The sequence below is a fragment of the Flavobacterium sp. W21_SRS_FM6 genome (assembly GCF_052119645.1).
Taxonomy (GTDB): domain Bacteria; phylum Pseudomonadota; class Gammaproteobacteria; order Enterobacterales; family Alteromonadaceae; genus Paraglaciecola.
Map to the genome: position 1 here is coordinate 548,720 of NZ_JBGQOM010000002.1, position 22,637 is coordinate 571,356.

The 22,637-nt window shown below is 43.3% G+C and carries 12 protein-coding genes; 5 read left to right on the forward strand and 7 right to left on the reverse strand.

The window, feature by feature from the left end:
• The first annotated feature begins 503 nt into the window (after positions 1-503).
• Positions 504-2,150 (forward strand): amidase, encoded by a 1,647-nt coding sequence (locus tag ACEN2L_RS05630; RefSeq protein WP_441742373.1) that lies wholly within the window; start codon positions 504-506, stop codon positions 2,148-2,150.
• Between the two features lie 74 nt (positions 2,151-2,224).
• Here ACEN2L_RS05630 and ACEN2L_RS05635 read toward each other — a convergent pair whose 3' ends face one another.
• Positions 2,225-4,192: a BCCT family transporter gene (locus ACEN2L_RS05635; RefSeq protein ID WP_441742375.1), complete on the reverse strand. Its 1,968-nt coding sequence runs from the start codon at positions 4,190-4,192 to the stop codon at positions 2,225-2,227.
• A gap of 247 nt (positions 4,193-4,439) precedes the next feature.
• Between ACEN2L_RS05635 and ACEN2L_RS05640 the strand changes: the two genes are divergently transcribed.
• Positions 4,440-7,079, forward strand: a complete 2,640-nt coding sequence (locus ACEN2L_RS05640; protein ID WP_441742377.1) for a TonB-dependent receptor — start codon at positions 4,440-4,442, stop codon at positions 7,077-7,079.
• A gap of 75 nt (positions 7,080-7,154) precedes the next feature.
• The gene (locus ACEN2L_RS05645; RefSeq protein ID WP_441742379.1) at positions 7,155-9,107 is read left to right on the forward strand and encodes a sulfotransferase; all 1,953 of its coding nucleotides are present in this window, start codon (positions 7,155-7,157) and stop codon (positions 9,105-9,107) included.
• Between the two features lie 77 nt (positions 9,108-9,184).
• On the opposite strand, the gene ACEN2L_RS05650 is transcribed toward ACEN2L_RS05645, so the two are convergent.
• Both ACEN2L_RS05650 and ACEN2L_RS05655 read right to left on the reverse strand, forming a co-directional pair.
• Positions 9,185-12,805, reverse strand: a complete 3,621-nt coding sequence (locus tag ACEN2L_RS05650; RefSeq protein ID WP_441742381.1) for an FG-GAP repeat domain-containing protein — start codon at positions 12,803-12,805, stop codon at positions 9,185-9,187.
• 477 nt (positions 12,806-13,282) lie between these two features.
• A complete protein-coding gene (locus ACEN2L_RS05655) occupies positions 13,283-14,749 on the reverse strand; it encodes a DUF1593 domain-containing protein (protein WP_441742383.1) in 1,467 nt (488 codons plus the stop codon).
• A 344-nt stretch (positions 14,750-15,093) separates the two neighbouring features.
• On the opposite strand from ACEN2L_RS05655, the gene ACEN2L_RS05660 reads away from it, so the two are divergent.
• Entirely contained in the window at positions 15,094-15,735 is a 642-nt protein-coding gene (locus ACEN2L_RS05660; RefSeq protein WP_441742385.1) for an SDR family oxidoreductase, read from the forward strand.
• Between the two features lie 103 nt (positions 15,736-15,838).
• Here the strand turns inward: ACEN2L_RS05660 and ACEN2L_RS05665 are convergent, their stop codons facing one another.
• Positions 15,839-16,327, reverse strand: coding sequence for a YcxB family protein (locus tag ACEN2L_RS05665; protein WP_441742387.1), 489 nt, complete (start codon positions 16,325-16,327; stop codon positions 15,839-15,841).
• 141 nt (positions 16,328-16,468) lie between these two features.
• Between ACEN2L_RS05665 and ACEN2L_RS05670 the strand changes: the two genes are divergently transcribed.
• Positions 16,469-17,959 (forward strand): tryptophan halogenase family protein, encoded by a 1,491-nt coding sequence (locus tag ACEN2L_RS05670; protein WP_306021252.1) that lies wholly within the window; start codon positions 16,469-16,471, stop codon positions 17,957-17,959.
• A gap of 114 nt (positions 17,960-18,073) precedes the next feature.
• Here the strand turns inward: ACEN2L_RS05670 and ACEN2L_RS05675 are convergent, their stop codons facing one another.
• The 3 genes from ACEN2L_RS05675 to ACEN2L_RS05685 form a co-directional block, all read right to left on the reverse strand.
• Positions 18,074-18,817, reverse strand: a complete 744-nt coding sequence (locus ACEN2L_RS05675; protein WP_441742389.1) for a Crp/Fnr family transcriptional regulator — start codon at positions 18,815-18,817, stop codon at positions 18,074-18,076.
• Positions 18,818-18,994: 177 nt separating this feature from the next.
• Complete coding sequence (locus tag ACEN2L_RS05680) at positions 18,995-19,318, reverse strand: DUF2956 domain-containing protein (RefSeq protein ID WP_441742391.1); 324 nt, start codon at positions 19,316-19,318, stop codon at positions 18,995-18,997.
• A gap of 127 nt (positions 19,319-19,445) precedes the next feature.
• Complete coding sequence (locus ACEN2L_RS05685; protein WP_441742393.1) at positions 19,446-22,637, reverse strand: response regulator; 3,192 nt, start codon at positions 22,635-22,637, stop codon at positions 19,446-19,448.

Below are 22,637 nucleotides of genomic sequence, written 5' to 3' on the forward strand. Positions count from 1 at the left end.
CCACAATATTTAGCTAAAACAAAATAATTACTGAATTAAACACTTGAATTTATTGTATTTTGTACAAACCAATCAAATATGCCTTAGATGTGAATAGTGTCACTACAAGCTGTAAATAAATAGCGATTTATTGCTACTTCATCAATAAACACAGCCAAGCCAAACAAATTGGTTAACCAATAACGCCATAACTTGCCATTTTCTCTACAAAAGGATGATGTTTTTATCAAAAAACGCAGCATAGTTTGAGCGCGCGCAAACCACAGGCAAAAAGCTCAGGGCTCGCACTTTTTATCTTGAACTACCGTTCAAAGGCCTGCTATCAGGAGAGACTTGATAACTGTCAAAGCAAGTTTGGGCCTCAAACATTGACCGTTTTCCACATTCATAAACTTACATGGGTATCCATGTAAATTCCCAATCAGTGTAAATACACTTGCAAATCAGTGGTAATTTTAATAATTTAATCAATCGCTTAAGACGATTTAATGTGAATAAAAATAATGAAAACGCACTCTATCTTAGCCTTAGCAATTGGGCTCGCTCTAAGCGGATGTACGCCGCCTGAACAAACAAAAGCAAACACGAAAACAGCAGAAATCAGCGTCATAGCAGCGAGCAATCAAGCGACGGGGATTATTGCGAAGTCCTTGCCTGAAATTGCATTGGCATTGCGTAAAGGTGAAGTGAGCGCTGAACAACTGCTAACTTTATACCTTGAACGTATTGCAGCAATTGATAAGCAAGGCCCAACCCTGCAATCTGTCTTAAGCATTAATCCCGAAGCGCTAAATACCGCAAAAGAACTAGACGCATTGCGCGCTGAAGGAAAGATTATAGGCCCTTTACACGGTGTGCCGATTTTATTGAAAGACAATATCGAGTCCCTAGATAATCTTGCAACAACAGCCGGGGCACTCGCCCTTAAAGATAACATCACTGGCCGAGACAGCCCTTTAGTTGCAGGGCTCCGTGCACAGGGCGCTATTATTCTTGGGAAAACCAATTTGAGCCAATGGGCAAACTTTCGTTCTGAAGACTCAATGAGCGGCTGGAGCGCCTTAGGAGGCCAAGTTCGCAATCCCCATATGCTAGATAGAAATCCTTGTGGGTCAAGCTCTGGATCTGGTGCGGCGGCGGCGGCATCGTTGGCTGCAGGCACCGTAGGCACTGAAACAAATGGTTCGATTACCTGCCCTTCTAATGCAAATGGAATTGTTGGTTTTAAGCCAACAGTAGGCATCGTCTCGCAGCAGTACATCATTCCTATTTCTGCATCTCAAGATACCGCCGGCCCCATGACCAAAACAGTAGAAGGCGCTGCGATGATGATGAACGCCATGGCAAGCACAACACCTGAAGTAGACTATGTTGCAGGCTTACATAAAGAAGCACTAAAAGGCGTACGTATTGGCGTGCTGAACTTTGCTCTTGGCAATTCGAGTCAAATCAAGCAACATTTTGCCACAGCCTTAAAAGATTTAGAGGCTGCGGGTGCCGTGTTAATCAATATTGATGAACGCCCCAAGGCTCCCGAAGGTTTGGGTAAAATGAGTTACGATGTCCTCAAGTTCGAGTTTAAAGATGGTTTAAACGCTTATTTAGCATCCACCTCAGCAGAGCTAGTCAAAACGCGCGACCTACAAGCGCTTATAGACTTTAATCAAGCAAATGCCGATATCGAATTAGCCTTGTTTGATCAAAGTATTTTAGTGGCTTCACAAGCGATGGACTCATTAGAAAGTGATGATTATCAAACCGCCCTCACAACCATGCAGCAGGCGACTCGTACGGATGGTATAGACAAACTATTGCAAGACTACGATGTGCAAGTGTTAATCGCCCCAACCGGCCCCGTTGTACCTCGGGTCGATCCGATTAATGGTGATATCTGGCCCTCAAGTTGGCCTGGGTTTGGCTCTTATGCCGCTCAAGCAGGTTATCCTCATGCAACTGTGCCAATGGGTGAAATTCACTCTTTGTCTGTAAACTTATCATTTATCGGCACAGCAAATACCGATGCCGATATTTTGGCTTACGCTTACGCCTACGAACAACAATCAAAACGGAGAATCGAGCCTAAATACTTACGTAATGCCGAAGATGAACCCGCTATACAAAAAGCCATGAAGCCTCTAACCCATCAGTAATGGCACTAGGTGTTTGCAACAAAGCGGTCACAATGAAGTCAAAAAGCGGCGTAGTAAAATACGCCGCTTTTTTATTAGCGCATCAGGTGTAAGAAGTGCTGATGTTTGTGGTATTGATCAATAACATCATGAATAACCGCCTGTTCAGACCAGCCCATAATGTCGTAATTTTGCCCACCTTCGGCTAAATGCACTTCCGCTCGGTAGTAAGCATGCTCGTCATCATCGTGCAATTCTTCTTCGTCCAAGGCGTAAGTCGGCGTTATATTTTTGTCGCAGTTAACGGTATAAACAAAGGCCTGCTCTTCTCCTTGATGCACTTCTAAGGTAATAGCCAGATCTGTTTCGACAATATTAGCCTCAAGATGTTGTGCTTTAAACTCAAGTTGTAATGCTTCGAAAGCACGTTTAACACGGTCATGAATGAAGGACTGTACCGCTTGTTTACTGGGAAAATGCACGATAGTTTGTAATCGTTGTTTCCATGAATCTTCACCACCAGCGGGTTGTGGAGAGGCATGAAACAGCATACTTTCACGTTTATAAGCCTCTACTCGTAAAGCCTTGAACAAACCCACTATCGCCAGTAAAAGTATAATAGAAAAGGGCAATGCGGTTGCTATGGTCATGGTTTGCAAGGCACTTAAGCCTCCAACGTACAACAAGGCAGCAGCCACAACACCTACTAATATGGCCCAGTACACACGCTGCCATAATGGCGTATTATTATTCCCATGCGAGCACAACATATCAACCACCATGGCCCCTGAATCGCAAGAGGTCACAAAAAATATAACCACCATCAGAGTAGCGATAAACGATAGCACGTGGCTAAACGGAAAGTTTTCTAGAAAAACGAATAAGGCGACTGCAGTGTTTTCATTCACCATTTGCCCTAGCAACTCTTGACCTTGATTAAACACCAAATCGATAGCTGAATTACCGAACACAGTCATCCAAAATAAGGTGAAGGCGGTGGGCACAACTAATACGCCTAGTACAAATTCACGAATGCTGCGACCGCGAGAAATACGCGCAATAAACAAACCAACAAAAGGCGCCCAAGCAAGCCACCATCCCCAATAAAATATTGTCCAACCACCGATCCAGTCGGTTTTTTCGTAGGCAAATAGGTTGAAGGTATTGCGTACGATATCAGATAAATACGCCCCCGTATTTTGCACATAGGCGGTCAGCAAAAACACTGTGGGACCTAAAATAATAACAAACAATAACAAGGCCACTGCCAGCAACATATTCACTTCAGATAAGATACGTATCCCTTTATCTAATCCGGTAGAAACCGACACAATCGCAATAGCAATAATGCCCACCATTAAGTAAATTTGGTTGCTGGTCGACACTGACATATCAAATAAGTAATGCAGGCCAGAGTTGATCTGCGATGCCCCTAGCCCTAGGGAAGTAGCGATACCAAAAATGGTACTCACCACCGCGAGAATGTCCACCACATGGCCCGGCCAGCCATAAATACGATCGCCAATCATTGGATACAGAGCCGAACGCAGAGTTAAGGGTAAATTTTGCCTAAAACTAAAATAGGCAAGCACAAGAGCAACGATGGCATAGATTGCCCAAGCGTGAAGTCCCCAGTGAAAAAACGTTATCTTCATGGCCTCCCTAACCGCTTCAGTGGTATTGACCTCAGCCGTCGGTGGAGCCAAAAAATGCATGATGGGTTCTGACACCCCAAAAAACATTAAGCCAATACCCATCCCTGCCGCAAATAACATCGACAACCAACTGACAATAGAATACTCGGGCTTAACATGGTCAGGCCCTAAGCGGATATCGCCGTATTTAGAGAAGCCCAAATACAGCACCGCCATCAAAATAATTGCAACCGACAAAACATAAAACCAGCTGCCATTATTAACAATGGTCGACTGCAATTCGGTAAAAAAGACACTCGCGCCTTCTGGCATAAAAACCGCAACAATTAAAATCAGCAGTATGGCGAACGAAGAAACATAAAAAACGGGCGGGTTTAACGCTGAGCCCAAACGGTTTGATTCCGACATGGGAATTCCTTTAATCACAATTGCATAGAATATATCGTAGAAAAGGCGACAAATAAACTTCAATACAAATAATTAGAGCACGATTTATTTAGCCAACAAAAAACAAACAATTTATAAAAAACCTAATATTTTCAAATGCAAAAATGAAATCATGCGAAAATATTTAGTTAGAATTCAACCATATTTGCGAATTACACCAGATCATTTATCATGTGCACGACACATAAACACTAAAAAGGTTCTATCAATGAAAAAAACCAAATTGAATTGCGCAATTATTGCAGCTCTTTCTATACAAGGCGTGCAGGCGCAAGAGTCAACAGGTAAAGCATCAATAGAAACAATTGAAGTGACAGCCACCAAACGAACGGCTTCCATTCAGGATATTCCTGTTTCTGTAACCGCATTAAATGGTGATGCTCTAGAAAATCTTGGCGTGGACAACTTCAACGACTATGTCGAATTTTTGCCTAACGTGGTATTTCAAGGCACCGGCCCTGGTCAAAACGAGATCTATATTCGCGGTGCCGCGACCTCTCAAACCAATATTTCAGTCTCATCGGTGCAGGCACTTCAGCCTTCAGTGGCTTTTTACCTCGACGAACAACCGGTATCAATGCAAGGCCGTAACCTAGACGTGTACGCTGCGGATATGCAACGCGTTGAAGTCTTACCCGGACCACAAGGCACCCTATTTGGGGCAAGTTCACAATCAGGCACAGTACGCATGATTTCTAAAAAGCCTGATCACAGTGGATTCAGTGGTGGGCTTGATATCAATATGGGGTTTACCAAAGGCGGGGAAAGCAGTAACTCCGTTGAAGCTTTTATGAACTTCGTCCCTACTGATAATCTTGCATTACGCATCGTGGCTTACAACGACAAACAAGGTGGCTGGATTGATAATGTCTTAAACCAACCTGGCCAAGGCGGCTATACCGGCAGTGCGGTTGTTATCGACCGTATTTCTGGTGGCGTACTGAGTGATCCCGCCAATACACCAATCGTTTCACCTAAAAATGATACCTTAGTAGAAGACGATCAAAACGATGCTGTTTACGCAGGTTTTCGTTTTGGTGCCTCTTATATCATTAACGAAGATTGGAAATTACTTGTTCAGCACACTCAACAATCTCTGGATACAGAAGGGGTGTTTGCTTACGACCCCAACCTTGAAGGTGAAAGTTCAGTCAACCGTTTTGTGCCGGAAGACAATGACGATGAATTTGGACTAACAACCTGGACCCTAGAAGGGCGTTTAGACAAACTTGAATTGGTGTATACCGGCGGTTATTTAGACCGGGAAATCAGTTCAACCATCGATTATACCGGCTACACCAATGGCGGTTTATTCTCAGCTTACTACGTATGTAGTTATGGCGGCGATGTAGCAGCAGCAGACGAAGTGTGTTTAGACCCCACTAAGTTTTATAAAGAACAAACAGACACCTCTCGTGTTACGCACGAACTCCGCGTTAATACAGACGCCGACAAAGCATGGCGAGTGACAGCAGGTATTTTCTATGATGACCAAGAGCTAGGTACCGTTGGCAAATTCAAAATTGCCAGTACTGAAAAATTCCCTAATTTAGCCGCAACGCTTAAAGGTAGCGAAGGAATTAACTCAAACGGTGGGCCTTTTGAATCAGAAGTCAGCTTTGTAAATGATGTTACCCATACCATTGAGCAAATAGCCGTATTTGGTCAGCTTGAGTTTGACTTATCAGATGCGGTTACTGCAACGCTTGGCGCCCGCTGGTATCAAATCGATGATATTTATAAAGGATCGACTTCAACCGTTGACGTTAGTCGTCGTATCCGCGCATTTGGCACCCTTGATCCTGATGAGTTAATCGCAGTAGGTGAAGATCCTGCGTTAGTTCAGGCTGCCATCGATAGCGGCCAGCTGAAAGTGAGTTTATTGGATGATGACGGCACGTTGACGGTAGATGACGTAATTTACAAAGCGTCATTAGACTGGAAAGTAAATGACGATATTTTGCTGTTTACCACATACTCTGAGGGCTTTCGACCACCGGTGACTAATCGCGTGGGCGGGGGGTTGGCAACCAATCAAAGTGGCGCCTTTGACGGTTTCAGGATCCCGGTTTATTCAACCACTGATAGCTTGGATAATTTCGAGCTGGGAATAAAAGGTGATTTCTTAGATGGCGTTTTACGTGTAAATGCAACCGCCTACTACTCTGAAATTTCTGATTTACAGACCTCACGGTACGATCCCACCAATATCAGTTTCTTAGTATTTACGGATAACGTAGGTGATGCCGAGATAAAAGGTCTTGATGCCGACATTACGTGGTTAGCCTCAGAAAATTTGGTGATTAATGCCGCCTTTAGTTTACTTGATACTGAGTTAACCAGTGTGAATGCCGAGCTCGCTGGTATTGCGCCAGAAGTGGGGGCTCAACTACCTTACTCAGCAGAGTTTTCAGGCAATATTCGAGCTCGTTATTATTTCGAGCTCAATGACGGTTATGAAGGCTACTTTAATGCTTCTGTCAGTTATACCGGTGATCGTTTAGCTGGTATGGCAATGGATGCATACGTCACCGAAGATGCTACGCAATTAATCTACGGTACGGGCTCTGGCTTACCCATTCAACAAGAAGCCGCTGCGTATGCAGGCGCATCTTACACAGACTCAAATGGCGAGGTGTTTAAAGGTGGCCGCTATGTGCAAGAAAGTTATGCCATTGCGAATGTGTCGATTGGTGTGATGAAAAATGACTGGAAAGCAGAGTTGTATATTGACAACCTGACTGACGAAAGTGCAGTACTGTATATCGATACGCAACAATTTACGCCCAAAGTGGTGACGAATCGCCCCCGCACCTTGGGAGTTCGCTTGTCCTACGACTTCTATTAATTTAGCCTAAGGTATTAGGGCAGGCCTAAGAGCCTGCCTTTTTTATCGGACGACGTATTAGGAGCACTCCCCCCATTGGACAAGTCCAACATCAACACCATAAAACATGCCCTACAAGCAGGTAATTATGCACAGGCCATTTCGCTTACTAAGCATTGCTTAGCCAATGAATCAGAGCCAGCATCAATTGATGAACTGTATTATATGCTCACCGTGGCTCATCGCTTACAAGGCCAAATACCTCAAGCCTTTGACTCAGTGCAACTCTTAATCCAGCGTCAACCAGACTATGCTCGCGCTCATCAAGAAAAAGCTTATTTACATTTAGCACAACAGCAAACTGACCATGCTATTTCATCGTTCTTAACTGCAACGCGGTTAAACCCCGCTTTGCTGTCGAGTTGGTTACAATTAAAAAGTCTATACCAGCAACGCAATGAAGTACCTGCTGTTGACTACTGCGTACAACAAATTCGGTTTTTGCAAGGCTTACCAAAGGCAATATGTGGTGCGCGTGATTTAATGTATGAAGGCAAATTATTTGTTGCTGATAATGTGTGTAGGCGGTATTTACAAGCCAATAAACACGATGCCGAGGCCATGCTCTTGTTAGCCGAGATTGGCGTACGTTTAAAGGTGTATCATGACGCTGAATTTCTACTCGCAAGCTGTATCGAACTGCATCCAGATTTTACCAAAGCTAAAATTGAATACATACACCTCTTATCAAAATTGGGTAAGTTCGCCAAAGCGAAAGATGTCGCCCAGACACTGCTGGATGAACAAACTGATAATAGACATTTTTTAGCAGCAAAAGCAGGTGCCATGGTAGGTATTGGCGAAACGCAGGAAGCGATTGCGATCTATCAGTCTATTTTGCAACAACACCCTACTCTCGCCAACATACAATTGATGGCAGGACACGCCTACAAAGCCGCAGGTCAGCTGGATAATGCCATCAACGCTTATCGTTTAGCCTATCATCACAAGCCTGATAGTGGTGATGCCTATTGGAGTTTAGCGAATACCAAAACGTATACCTTCACTCCCCAAGAATTGAGCGATATGCAAGCCCTAGCCACAGAGCAAAAAATTAGCACTGAAGATCGGATCCAATGTTTATTTGCTTTAGGTAAAGCCTTTGAAGATCGACACAAATACGACCTATCATTTGACTATTACCGCATGGGTAATGAGTTAAAAAACACCCGCAGTCGCTACGATAAAAAAGCCCTTGAAGAGCAAATTCAGCAACAACAACGCGTTTACTCAAAAACCTATTTTACCACTCAAAATAATGGGGGCTGCCAAGCACCTGATCCCATCTTTATCGTAGGCTTACCACGGGCAGGTTCAACTCTACTTGAGCAAATTCTCGCCTCACATTCGCAGGTTGATGGCACGATGGAGCTACACAATGTATTGAGCCTGGTAAGCCGTTTAGGCGGAAAAAAAGGCCAATATCCCAAGATAGTAGAGTCCCTATCCCCTGATTATTTCGAAAAATTCGGCCAGCAGTACCTCGATGAAACACAATATTATCGTCAAGGTGCGCCCTTTTTTATTGATAAAATGCCCAACAACTTTTTGCATATTGGCTTAATTAAGCGAATTTTACCCAATGCTAAAATAATAGACGCACGCAGAGAGCCGATGGCTTGCTGCTTTAGCGGTTACAAACAACTCTTCGCAGAAGGCCAAGAGTTCAGTTACAACTTGGACAACTTAGGTCATTATTATCAAAGTTATCTGCAGATGATGGCCCATTGGGATGAAGTTTTGCCGGGTTTTGTTTTACGAGTACAACATGAAGAGCTTATCAACGACCTAGAAAGCCAAGTCAGACGTTTGTTAGATTTCTGCGGTCTTCCCTTTGAACAGTCTTGTATCGAGTTTTATAAGACAAAACGTAACATTAAAACGCCTAGTTCCGAGCAGGTTCGCCAGCCCATTTATACCTCAGCGATGGAACAGTGGAAAAATTATCAAAGTCATCTAGAGGCACTCGAACACTACTTTCAAGCATAAGTGGATTTCATAGTAATCAAGCCGCTAATTTAGCGGCTTGATTATTGATAAAACGATGAGAACCCGCTCACGCGGGACTATTTAATCCAATACATTAAACTGCTTGTCGACAACATAAGTTCTATTTTACCTTCGCTTGTTTGACGTATTTTCAAGCCGTGCGAGGTAGGTAATCCGACTAAAGCAGGACTTGACCAAATGATATTACCCAAGGCGCTCGCCTGTGCGATTTGATATTCATTTGTATCATCCCAATAACTAAAATCGCTTCCCTTTTGCGTGATTAAAAATAGGTTTTGCTGCTCTGTCTTAGTAGGATCCACTGCAATATCGAGTACATTAATCGTTAAGGCATTGCGCGCAAGCTCGGTAAAAGTATTGCCATCCAGATCAAATACTACCAACTCTTGACTGGAATAATAGCCATTATCCCCCTGCAAACAAACCAGCTCTAACTCAGCATCAGTATCATAATTAAGCAGTTCTATTCGTGAGCAAGTTTGACTGATAAAGCTCTTTTCTGAAAATGCTGCGCCGTCAATTTGCAAAAATGACAACTTGTCGCCAACGGAAACCAATACTGTAGCCGTGTTGTTTATCCTTACTGGAACAAAATCATTGATAAAGCTGCTAAAGGTATAGTTGGCAATAATATTTTGGTTAGAGATATCGATAGCCTTGAGCACTCGACTATCAGCATAAACAGCGTCGTCAGAGCCATCTGCGTTTAAATCAAATGCCCTAATCATGCCAATATTAGAATCATAACTGCCGCTAGTTTGCCAATGAATACTGTTATCGTTTAACTGCATGGCAGCAAATGCGCCATCGTAGGTAGAAGTGCTAGGCAAAAAGATATCGCCTAAGCCATCGTTATTAAAGTCGGTGACAGCAGCATAAGCGCTGTTATCCCAGTTGGAAGAAATTTCTTCGCTGACCTCATAACTGCCGTTCTCATTAAGGGTTACGATGTGGCTACCACCGTAGCCATTTTGCGAGCTGGGGACAAAAAATACCGCACGTTCTTGATTATCAGTCACATTCGCCCAACCAGCGCTGCTGAAACCATCAAGCTGAGAGCTTATAGCCTCTTCTTTGACCTCTAAGCCAGCACTAACAACATCAGCAACAATAAATTTATTTTCTCCAGAGTGGCTAATGCCGGTTCCCCAATGCAGTTCTAATTTGCCATCGTTATCAGAATCACCACTGATAAGGGACACTGAACCGTGGTCTTGCAAGTTCACTTGCCACAATAATGCGAGCTTGTTATTCACCATTTGATAGACGCTAATATTGCCCCATTGACAGTCTCCAACAATCAGTTCATCTCTGCCATCAGCATTTAAATCAGCGCTATGCAAACTGCATGTATTAAAGTTATCAAAGCTATCGAGCTGGGCTTTATTCACCGCAGAATAGACCGCAAGGCTCCCCCACGTATTAGCGCCAGCAATTTCGTCAATACCATCGCCATTATAATCGCCGCTGGTCACGTTATTGTCACCAAATTGAGTGCCGCTAAACCATTGGTTTGACCATGTTGCGGTATCGTAAACCAAACCATTATTAGTTATTAGTTCAAGATTGCTGTCAGCATCAACGTTGGCAAACTGGATTTGTTTTGCTTCTGACACATTGGTGCTAAACAGACTTGTTGCGGGAGCATCAAACGAAATAACATTCAGTAGCATATTATTATCAGGGTATTGATAGCTAGACGACAGATAGGCAAGTTCAGGACGGCCATCTTTATCAATGTCGCCAACGGCAGCAAAGTGCAGTTCATTTTCGCTGGTTAACAAGGTTGTCGCGGTACTATCGAGGCCATTGATAACACTAATCGTGTTGCCGGTAATAACAATAATCTCTTGCTGGGCATCATCATCAATGTTTGCCGCTAATACTTGTTTAATATTGGCGTCAGCGCCCACTTTAAAAGGGTAAACCCAACTTTGTTGGTAACGTGTTCCATCAAATGCCAGTAAAAAGACACTGCTTCGCCCATCAGTGGATAAAATTTCATTTTTACCATCCCCATCAAAATCCCCTATCCACATTGATTGATTTGACTGGGGTACATTGATGCCCGAACGCGCGAGAGGCAGCGCTTTGTCTGATTCAATCTTTATTGGCACAACCATCTTGTCGCTGATATGGCCATTCGCATCAGGTAAACCAAAGGTAAATTGATAAAACTGAAAAGGAAACAACAAGTCGCTCGGCACATTCCAAGTCACCACACCTGACTCATCAATTTGTGCACCGTCGGGGCCCGATATCATGCTGCTTGTTACATTGGCTTGGATTAAATCTGGATCGGATACTTCAGCTAAAAACTGGACAAGATCACCCGGCTTAACTGAATCAGGAAAATTAGATATTTTTATTTCAGCAGGCGCATCACCCAACTCAATATCAAGGGTTGAACTTTCAACAACGTTCACTCCATCAGACACTAACATTGATACACTGACTACATCGCCGAAAAACGCAGTATAAGGCGGGAAAACGGCTGTATTAAGATCAGGAACAATTTCGCCATTAACATACCATCTATAACTCACAATTAAGTCTTCGTAGGGCGAATCAGGATCCTCGTAATAACCTTCGCTCACTTCGATGGTGTCGGTGGTATTGAGTGTATCGCCGTAATAATTCCAGTTAGGACTGTACACTCTAGGTGGGAGTGAAAGGTTAGCCAAGGCAACCAATTGCTTCGCGCTAGCGTTACCCTCAAGTAACTCGGTAATATCAGAAAAATAAGTACCAACATCAAATTCACCGTCGTTATCAGAGTCTTGAACATAACGAATATGCTCAGGGCCGAATTCAAAGGCAGCAGATTGTTGGCCGTTTAACAGCATTTTTCCTTGCCAAATATAGGGTGGAAACCCATCGATATCTTCAAAATTAAAAGTCACTTTACCGGCATTAGCAAAAGCCATATCACCATAGATATCAAAGCTCAGCACGTTGCCCCGGCCTTCCACTTCAAGCACAATATCCATCAAGGCTTGTTCGTCATTGTTGATCACGTATAAAACATGTTGCTCAACAAGGTAGGTAAATCGATTTGTACTTAAAAATTCTTCGGCTTTTACGGTTGAGTAACCACTCAATCGCACCGCCTGACCATTGGTCTGCCAACTAAGATTATCAAAATAAAGCGTATAGTCTTCCGCGCTATCACTGATTTCACCAATAGTCATCGCAACCGTACCCGATATTGGGTAGCCAATATAGCCCTGCTCACAATTACTGTAGGTGAGAGTTAAGGTTCCTTTTGAAGCCGAATCTATCTTGCCTTTGTATCTCACCGTACCTTGGTAATCGCAGGCAAAACTAATGTCAATGTTGCCATTACTATCAACTTGGCTTTGAAAATTTTCGTTACCCACTTCAGGAAAAGCGGCTAATGAATCATAAAATAAGTAGTAATACACCCGTTGAGCAACTTCAGCATTCAGTGCAGCTGCTGATGTCAGCCCAGTGTAACGCTCTTCTGCAAGTTGAGTCGCAGCGGTTTTCAGCTGAACTGCCGAATACGCTTGGGCATTTTGAATAATTTGACTGGGTGTAGGCGGTGGTGGTGTTGAGCCTCCTGAGCCAGAGCCAGAAGCCCCCCCTCCGCCGCCACAACCAGCGAGCGACAATAGCAAAAAAGAAGAGAACAGCAGCTTACAACGTGATTTCATCATCCATCCTTAACTCAAAAAATAGCTTACTCAAACATCAACTTTCATAAGTCGCGGCGTTCGCACGCTGGGGCTGTCTACTCGCTGAATTGACGCAAAATAGTAGAGGATAATCCGGTAAAAAACCATCTTTAAAGCTGTTTTTCCCGCTTTATTAACATCTGAAATCCCTTGTAAACGGGTAGGGTTTAGCGTGCTGGTACACTAACGTAGCACTAGGCTTGCCACTTTTAGCCAGCGCAACTAAAAGCGCTACGTTTAATTCAGGCAGCTATTTGATGAGTGCTCTTGAAAAGAGCGCGCGGCTGTAGAGAAAATGACTCCAAAAGCCTGATTAAAACAAATACGAAACGCTATCTGCGAGCATCGGATGCCGAGCATCGGATGCCGGGCATCGGATATCGAGCGCTAAGAGCCAAGGGCTGCAGACGCCCTACTTTTTCAACCACAGGTGTTGACATAGGGCGCTAAAGACGGTTACGGATTTACATTAACGATCACACGCTGGTAACGGGTTATAGCAGGTGTACCACGATCAGTGACCTTTAGAATAAAGTGCAGTTGCTGGGGCTTGGTCACTTTGGGCGCTTTGACCGCCACGCGATTCATATTCTCTGCACTTGTCACCTTAATATATTCATCAGGTAAGGAGCCTGCCTCAGGATAGTTAAACCACCAAAATTGCAAACTATCACCGTCTGGATCAAAAGAGTTGCGGGCATCGAGATTAAAATACTGTTCAGACTGTACCGTTAATGTTTGCTCGTGATTAAGCACGGGTACCGGAGGATGATTTGCCTCGGCATAGGGCTTAGTAGTCCAATCCATTCGCGCCGCAAAATCGTTTTGCAACTCATCGCGCCAGCGCCATAATGTTGTGCGATAGCCCGTATAACTTTTATCGCTTAATTTAAGACTGCGGCCATACTCGCTGGATAACGCGGGCATATAGGTATCAGTGGCATTCGTCCAAATCGCTCTGGTTTCTGGTTCAACGGGTACCCCGCCCGTAAATCCCTTCGGATCCATGTCAGCTAATTTGGGTACGTATAGTTCATATCGTCCTCCCCAACCACCCCATTGAGGATGTTCTGGATCACTCAAGCCATTTAATATTAAATTTAACCACGTTGGGGTGTCTCCTTCCATGCCGTAAGCCACATCTGGATATTGCATACCAAGTGGCCCATGACCTTGTTGAATATTATCTGCTAGCCATGGATTACTGATGGTGGTGTTATCGATACCATCAACATAGGTATTAATCCCTGTCCATGTGGCAGCACCATATCCGCCGGGACTGACAATATAAAAAAGCGTAGGAAATTGCTTGCGGATCCATGCCCCCGAATCATCTTGATCAGAAATGGTATACACCCGCAACTTACTCACGAGCGCGGCTAATTCATCTGCGCTTTTAGTTTGTTGTAAGCGAAAAAGTGCTTGGGCTAGGGTATTCGCTCCGCCCCACACTGTCACCCACAGAGGTCTCGGGTCGCGCTTCTCAATGGCCTTAATTAACCAATCTGAGCCAGGCGAATCTTTATCTTCACCAACGCCTTGCATGCCGTAAATGGGCAAACCTTTTTTAACTAAGTCATGCAAATGTTTAGCACTTGGAAAGCCTTTTTCATGCTGCTCAAGATTGTCACGAACCAGGCCGTAGGCATCGATAATTTTATGCATCGACTCAGGTGCCACCATTAATTTTTGGTGCACCGACGTTGTTGCCACCAGCCCTTCAATATCAATTTGATTGACGTATAACAACAAGCGCACCAAGGTCTGCGCGTCATCGGGATCGGCTTCAATATCGCTCAATACCACCATGCGGTGATTTTGTTGCTTTGCTATTGCCGAAGGCACTTCGCTTAGTGCAAATGTGGAAAAAGACATCAAGACTAAAACACATGTTAAAAATCGAGAGTTGCTAGATAGTGTCATGTTTAAAACCTGCTCGAAGTAGCTAAGGTAAACTATAAAACCACGTTCAGTTAACACCCTAAGTCTCGATGTATTTTACCGACCGCAGCCTCGCCTAATTAACGTAATTTAAACATATCAGCGCCGAGCAAAACTTTATTAAAATTGGTTTATCAGCAGTGGATTTTGACTAAAGCATTCTTTAATTATTTTTTACAACGGTTTAAATCTCAATATTCGTGTCCATGTCTAATAGGTATTAGGCGATTAGGCGCGACTGACTTACAAGTAAATGTGAACTTTTTAAGCTTAAAAACATACTAAGTTATTGTAAATAAATACATTAATTTAAAAAGGAGGCGTAAATGGAACGTACACTGATAATCGGTGCAAGTGGTCAAATAGGAAAACAGGTCACTCAACTCATGGTAAACAACGGTCATGTGGTCAACGCGCTAGTGCGTGATAAAACCAAGCTTGCCGATATTAAAGCAGACACCTTACAAATCATTGAAGGCGACTTAGAAAAAGACTTTAGCCACGCGTTTACTGACTGCTCAAACGTTATATTTGTCGCAGGCTCCGGCGGCAACACAGGCGCTGACAAAACCTTGTTAATTGACCTTTGGGCGGCGTGCAAAGCAGCAGATTATGCTAAAGCGCACAAGGTTAAACACTTTGTCATGGTCAGTTCAATTGGCGCCGATGACCCAAGTCAAGGCTCTGATAAAATGCAGCCCTATCTTGTAGCCAAACACATGGCCGATGAGCACTTAATAAACAGCGGGCTGGCTTACACAATACTGCGTCCAGGCACATTAACCAATGATGATGCCCTTGCCGGATTTACCAGTGAGCGGCCAAAAAATAAGGAAGATTGGGTAATAACACGTGCTGATGTCGCCCAGGCTATTGTGTATATTTCTACGCAAATTAAACCGCAAAACAGCACCATCATTGAGTTATTTAACGGGGATAAATCACTCACCCAAGTAGTGGCAGCTTAAATATTAAGTTCTCGTCCAAGGGAAAGATGTTGTGTAGCACCTTACCACTTGGACGAGTCATTATCGTTAAATTAACCTCGCCCGCAGCTAAAAAAACCTCAGCCTATTCAGATACTAATACGGCTTTTGCTTCAATAAAGGCTTGTGCCTCAGCAGATAAACAGCGATCCGACACATACGTTTTACCACCCGAATGATAGAGCAACCAGCCTTGCGAGGTTTTTTCTAGCTTAGAGATATCGTCCCATGAAATATGACTTTCAACATGAATCGACTCACTGGTAACCCCAGTTTCATCCATCGTGAGCGTTAAGTCAGTGCTGGCCGCTTTACTGATTAATTGCCTTGCTAACCACCAAGACCGACGGAAGCGAATACTGAATACCTCAAGCCCGCCCAAGGCAATCAGAAACCACGCAGCAAATGGTTCAATTTGGGTAAAAAGCAAAATAGCGAACCCCAGAGCGGCCAAACCGATAGCGATGAGATAGGCTTTTTTAGGATTAATGGCCACCGCTGAAGCGTCGTAAGTTTCAAGATAGTGGCTTTTATCTAGGGTATAGGTAATTGAATAAGAAAATGGCGTGGTCATAATTATTTGAATGGCAATAAAACCAAGAGTGTAACTACAAGTGCATCAGTCTGGTAGTTGTTTTCGTTCGTTAGATGCAATGGTATAAAGGAGTTATCCAAGCATTTTGCTAATGAAGTTGATTTAACAAGGCACTAAATAATGACAAATCCAATACGCAAAGTCGTAATTGCGGGTGGTGGTACTGCAGGATGGATGACAGCCGCTCTGCTACGTAAAGTACTGCAGCAACATATCGAAATCGAGTTAGTCGAATCACAAGAAATTGGTATCGTTGGCGTTGGTGAAGCGACGATCCCACCGATTCAAATTTTTAATAAGTATCTAGGTTTGGACGAAAAAGAGTTTCTTAGAGAAACCAACGGTACCATCAAACTTGCGATTCAATTTGAGAATTGGCGCATTTCTGGTGAAAGTTATTTTCATACTTTTGGGGCCCCTGGCGCCAACTTGGGCTTTTGTAGTTTTCAACATTTTTGGTTAAAAGCACAACGGGCCGGTTTACAGCGTTCTTTGTGGGATTTTGACCTAAATTTCTTAAGCTGTCAGCAAGGTAAATTTAATAAAATTAATACCCAAAACCCGGTCTATGACATGCCTTACGCCTATCATTTTGATTCGGCCCTATATGGTCAATACTTGCGTAAGCTCGCTGAACGCTGGGGAGTTACACGAACAGAAGGGTTAATCGAACACATCAAAGTCAATGCAGACAGCGGCTACATCGAAAAGCTGCAATTAAAAAGTGGCAAACAAATTGACGGTGATTTGTTTATCGATTGTACCGGCATCCGTAAATTACTGATTGGTAAAACCCTAGGCGTAAACTATGAAAACTGGGAACACCTCCTACCCGCTGATAGTGCGCTTGCTGTACCTTCAGAACGTTTTGCTCATACCCTACCCTATACTCGCAGCATTGCCCACAAAGTGGGCTGGCAATGGCGCATACCACTAACCAGCCGAAACGGAAATGGCATTGTGTATAGCTCGAAATACATGAGCGACGAACAAGCAGAACAAACTCTGTTAAACAATTTGGATAGTACCGCCATAGGTGATCCCCGAAAAATCACCTTTGAAACCGGCAGAACCCAGCAGCAATGGCATAAAAACGTGGTTGCCATTGGTCTATCAAGTGGTTTTTTAGAGCCCTTGGAGTCAACAAGTATCCATCTTATTCAGTCTGGCATAGTGCGACTATTAAAAATGTTTCCTAACGAGGGCATTTCGCAAGCCATGATTGAGCTGTACAACGCAGAATCAAAACAAGAATTTGAAACCATTCGTGACTTCATCGTCCTGCACTATCATGTTAATGAGCGCAGCGACTCTGACTTTTGGCAAGATATGCGCAACATGCCTATTCCTGAGCGCTTGCAGCAAAAGCTAGCCGCATTTAAAGAGACGGCCGCTATTTTTAATGATAGCAACGACATATTTAAAGACGCCTCGTGGCTACAAGTGATGCTGGGCCAGGGCATTAAACCTGTGGATTATCACCCCGCCGCCAAAGTCCATGGTGACGAAGAACTGCTCGCGATCATGAACAAAATTTACCACGCCAAATTACAACCTTTAGCCAAAATGCTGCCTCATGATGAGTTTTTATCACGCTATATCAACGCCTAGTTGATGAAAAACGCCAAAAACAAGTAGGCATTGGCCTACTTGTTTTATGACAGCTCATAGTAACTTCATTAATCTAATAGGCGCACTATTCTCGGCACACTCGATGCTTATCAGTTACCTTACCCTTTGCGGCAAAAGACGGTCGTATTCGTTTTTTACTACCGAATAACACTCACACACGCGCGCCTCTAATCGGGGTCTGTCTAAAACAGAGATTAAACCACGAGCATACTGAATAAGATTTTCAGCCAACAATGCCCGTGCAGCATCAGTAACACTCTCTCGGCGAACGCCAAGGTTATGGGCAATTTGTTCTTGCGTCATATGCAGATGCGTTGAAGACGAGCGATCAAGGCTGAGCAATAACCAGCGACAAAACTGCTGCTCTATTGAATGATGACGATTGCACACCGCCGTTTGCGAAATTTGTGTAATCTGAGCTTGAATGTATAACAGCAGGAGTTGTTGTAGCTCAGTTCCCTTGTCAAACTCCCGTTGCAAAACGCTAAGCTTAATACGAAAAGCCCCGCCCGATGTTTGCGCAATGGTGCGGCAATACGAATAGTCTCCTCCCATCAACAATGAGCTGCCTACCAACCCTTCGTTGCCAATAACGGCCACCTCGGTTGACAATCCATCTTCCAAATCATAGATCAGCGAAATCATACAAGTAGTCGGAAAATACACATACTGAGCATGATTAAGGCAACCACATAGGCTTTCACCGCGCTTAATATCTACTGCTGACAAATGAGGCAATAAGTTCAGAAAACTGTCTTGGCAAAGTGCTGCAAATAAACGGTTATCGCTGAAAGTATGCTGCTCAATTGAAACTAAACTCTTATGCATGATATTCATCGCAGTCCTTATTCGCCTGTTGATAATATGTTGTCGGTATATCCGTACTTCACAACACCAATAGGTATAAACGAGAACCCTTAGGCAACCTTGACCGAGATCAAGTTTTTCAGTAATAAGCTGTCGTTACTGCAATAAATGCCTCACACAAGACCAGTGCCAAATTTAGTTTTTGCTTTAATTAAACGGCCAAAGCACATATGCCACAAAACTGAGCCAGCTTAAGCCTAATAAGATCCAAGGCAAATAGTTTGTATTACGTATTTCGACGATCTCTAGCGAGGTTTCATTACTGTCATGTTCTTGCTGTTTGATTTTTTGTTTGCGCTGTTTATCAATGGCACGCAGTTTTATATTGTGTTGTTTTTTATATTCAGCAATGCCCTTTTGTATCCCCTGAGCGATCGACTTAGTTTGCTCTTTCGTTTGCCCTTCTTTTTGCCTGCCTTTGGCTATTTTCATCGCTTGGATTTCAACTTCTGGTGAGACTTTATGTTTCATGTTTGAATGTTGCCGATTAAAAAGATGCGAAATATTAGCAGTTTAGCCGTGCGAGGTCATATCGGTGGCAAGATTAAAAGCGATAGCTCTGGTGTATTGAACCGTTTTCTATGGCAGGAGCACTCGTTTAAAAATCATTTTGCTTTAATATTGCAATGAGTTTGAGCGTTGCGTGCTGGAAACGCTTAATTGCCACAAGATTTTGCTCGGGTATGTAGCCTGCCACATTTTTTAAAGCAGCTTGTATTTGAACCGCTAACTCAGCTAAACCATATGCGCCAATGTATGACAAAGCGGGGCCATAGACATGCAGAATTGAACTTATCTTATCACTGTCATTTTCATCGAGTGCTTGCTGCAATTCAATTAGTTGCTCTTCTAAATTTATAAAATCACCGACTAATTCCCAGTAGGTTTTTTCGTCAACCCTCAATTGATGCATCGCTGACGCAGTATCAATATTAGTCAGAGATTCATATATTAAATGGCCTCCATCACCTGTTGTTAACGCTAAGGCTTGAACAACATTTCGTGGTGCTAGCACTTTATGCAGCACCCGATATAAGTAGTCGGGGTCTAAGGGCTTAATAACGTGAGCATTCATACCCACCGCCAAACTTTTATCAACATCCCCTGCCATTGCTTGCGCTGTCATTGCTATTATTGGGGTTTGCAACTGCAACTCCGTACGTATTTTTTGAGTAGCAATCAGCCCATCCATTACCGGCATTTGAATATCCATTAAGATCAAACCATAGCGAGATGGGTGCTCTCTTAACATCTGCAAGGCTATTTGACCATTCTCAGCCACTGTCACATCAGCACGAGTATCGGCCAAATACCCTTTGGCTACTTTGCGGTTAAGCTCATTGTCTTCAACTAACAGTACCTTTACATCGGACAAATCAGGTACAAGGTTGCTACGTTGCACAACGGTTTTCATTGGGCTTTTTTGTAGGTCTAGAGACTGAAGAAGGGCATTTAACAGACTGCTGCTATTGACCGGTTTTTGTAAATATCCTTCAATACCAAGGGGGCGTCCTAAGTCTTGCAAAATATCTAAATCATAAGCAGATAACATAATGATTTGTGGTTTGGGCGAGAACTCCTGCTGAACGATAGACGCCACTTCGATTCCGCTGATATCAGGCATTTTCCAATCGAGGATAATCACTTGATAGGGAGTATTTGTTTCAACAGCGAGTCTAATTTTCTCAATTGCTATTGCTCCATTTTCTGCCACATCAGGATTGATATTGAGTCGCAGCAAGGCACTGGCCGCCGCCTGTCGTGATAGCTCCACATCATCAACCATCAATACTTTTAATTTGGACAGTTGGACGTTCGACAGTGCTTTACCCTGCTCCGTTGTGCTTGATGCTTGCACATTAATGGTAAAATAAAATGTCGACCCCTGACCGATTCGACTTTCAGCCCAGATTTTCCCTCCCATCAGCTCAACTAACTGCTTACAAATTGTCAGCCCTAATCCCGTACCGCCAAATCGACGAGTAATAGACTCATCGGCCTGAGTGAACGCGTCAAATAGCCTACCAAGTTGTTCTTCAGTCAATCCTATGCCGGTATCCTTGATAGCAAATTCAAGGGTTATACCTGACTCTGCATACTTTTTATTGACCGAGACAGACACCGTACCTTGTTTGGTGAACTTAACCGCGTTACTCAATAAATTATTCAACACTTGTTGAACTCTCAAGGCATCGCCGTTTAAAAAAAACGGCACATCTTTGGCAATGTATTGATTAAACTCAAGATTTTTTTCCTGTGCCTTTAAGAATTGCATGCGCATCGCCTGCTCGATGACTTTGTCTAGCTCGAAATCAGCATGACAAATGTCTAATTTACCCGCCTCAATTTTGGAAAAATCTAAAACATCGTTAATCACCCCAAGTAAAGTTTTTGAAGACTCCTCTATTTGTTGCAAATTAATGGCTTGCTGACGCGGCGTTGAAAGTGATTTTTGGCTGAGTTTAGTCAAACCAATAATGGCATTGATTGGTGTGCGGATCTCATGACTCATCCTTGCCAAAAACTCGGATTTTGCTTCCGATGCCGACTTTAATTCTCGAGAATACTGACTCAATACCCGCTTTTGTAAAGCGGTGCGCCGATACATGAATATGAGTAAAAGTATAATGGCGCAACTTAACACCATAAAATACAGTTGATAAGTATTCTGTTGTTGCGCCAGTTGCCTGGATAACTCTAATTCGGTGATATGTTGATTTTTTTGTTCTACTTCTAAACGCGCTCGGCTAAACGCTAACTGCTTAGTTTGTTTGGCATGAAGGTCCTGCTCTTTGAGCGCCTCATATTGTTTGAAATAATCGAGGGCCTGTACAGCGTCACCGGTAAGTTGGTAATAATTGGCAAGTTTATACAATGCTTCTTTTTGATAGGTACTGAAATGGATCTCATTGGCTTGTTTCAGTGCGTCTTGCAATATGGGCAATGCAGCGGAATATTGATTGTCGAGCATCAATATTTCGGCTTTTAATAGCTTGCTAGACAAGTTAATGAGTGGTGTCGAGTGGTTTTGAGTCGAGGAGAGTTGCTGGTCTATATAAGATAGGGCGCTCTGGTAATAATTGAGTTTCGACTCTGCTTGCGCGGCATAATAATAAATCAGCATTCCTTCGTTTTCCAAAGCCGCTAATGCCTGGCTAGCCACTTCACTGGCTTTTGCATAACTCTCTTGGTTAATCAAACCTGAAATAATAAAACCGTAACCCTGCTCCTCATAATAACTATTTTGACGAATAATGGCTTTTTCTAGCAACTCCTCGCCTATCTCAATTAAGCTTTCCGCCCAATTGGTGTTTCTGGCATACACATTACCAATAGCCTGCAAATTATTGAGTACATAGTCACTATTAAGTTTTTGATGCAAGCTCAAGCTCTTAGTTAATAGCTCCAATGCATCTGCATCAAAGTCCAATAAAAAGCTGATAATTCCTTGTTTTCGGATGGCTTCTGCCAATTGCAACTTATTGTCACTGCTAAGAGCACGTTGCTCTGCTTTTTTGGCATTGGCAAAAGCCTCACTCAATTGATGGTCAAGGATGTTTATTTGCGCCTGCAAATTAAGCAACCTCGCGCCCTCCTTCGATTGAGGTAACTCTTCCAATAAGCCATCGGCATGACTGAGTAATTTTCTTGCCAACTCTTTATTAATTAAAAGGTTAGCCTCTACTTTATCCAACACAGCATGCAATTCCGCCTCAGTGGCAAAAACCGACATACAGTAAAACAACAATACAAACATGATTGATGTTAAATAGAGGCTAACTTTTTTCAT

Coding starts and splice junctions, on each gene's coding strand:
- ACEN2L_RS05665 (WP_441742387.1), bottom strand. CDS start 16,327: ATGACCACGCCATTTTCTTATTCAATTACCTATACCCTAGATAAAAGC.
- ACEN2L_RS05680 (WP_441742391.1), bottom strand. CDS start 19,318: ATGAAACATAAAGTCTCACCAGAAGTTGAAATCCAAGCGATGAAAATA.
- ACEN2L_RS05640 (WP_441742377.1), top strand. CDS start 4,440: ATGAAAAAAACCAAATTGAATTGCGCAATTATTGCAGCTCTTTCTATA.
- ACEN2L_RS05650 (WP_441742381.1), bottom strand. CDS start 12,805: ATGAAATCACGTTGTAAGCTGCTGTTCTCTTCTTTTTTGCTATTGTCG.
- ACEN2L_RS05635 (WP_441742375.1), bottom strand. CDS start 4,192: ATGTCGGAATCAAACCGTTTGGGCTCAGCGTTAAACCCGCCCGTTTTT.
- ACEN2L_RS05670 (WP_306021252.1), top strand. CDS start 16,469: ATGACAAATCCAATACGCAAAGTCGTAATTGCGGGTGGTGGTACTGCA.
- ACEN2L_RS05630 (WP_441742373.1), top strand. CDS start 504: ATGAAAACGCACTCTATCTTAGCCTTAGCAATTGGGCTCGCTCTAAGC.
- ACEN2L_RS05675 (WP_441742389.1), bottom strand. CDS start 18,817: ATGAATATCATGCATAAGAGTTTAGTTTCAATTGAGCAGCATACTTTC.
- ACEN2L_RS05660 (WP_441742385.1), top strand. CDS start 15,094: ATGGAACGTACACTGATAATCGGTGCAAGTGGTCAAATAGGAAAACAG.
- ACEN2L_RS05655 (WP_441742383.1), bottom strand. CDS start 14,749: ATGACACTATCTAGCAACTCTCGATTTTTAACATGTGTTTTAGTCTTG.
- ACEN2L_RS05685 (WP_441742393.1), bottom strand. CDS start 22,637: ATGAAAAAAGTTAGCCTCTATTTAACATCAATCATGTTTGTATTGTTG.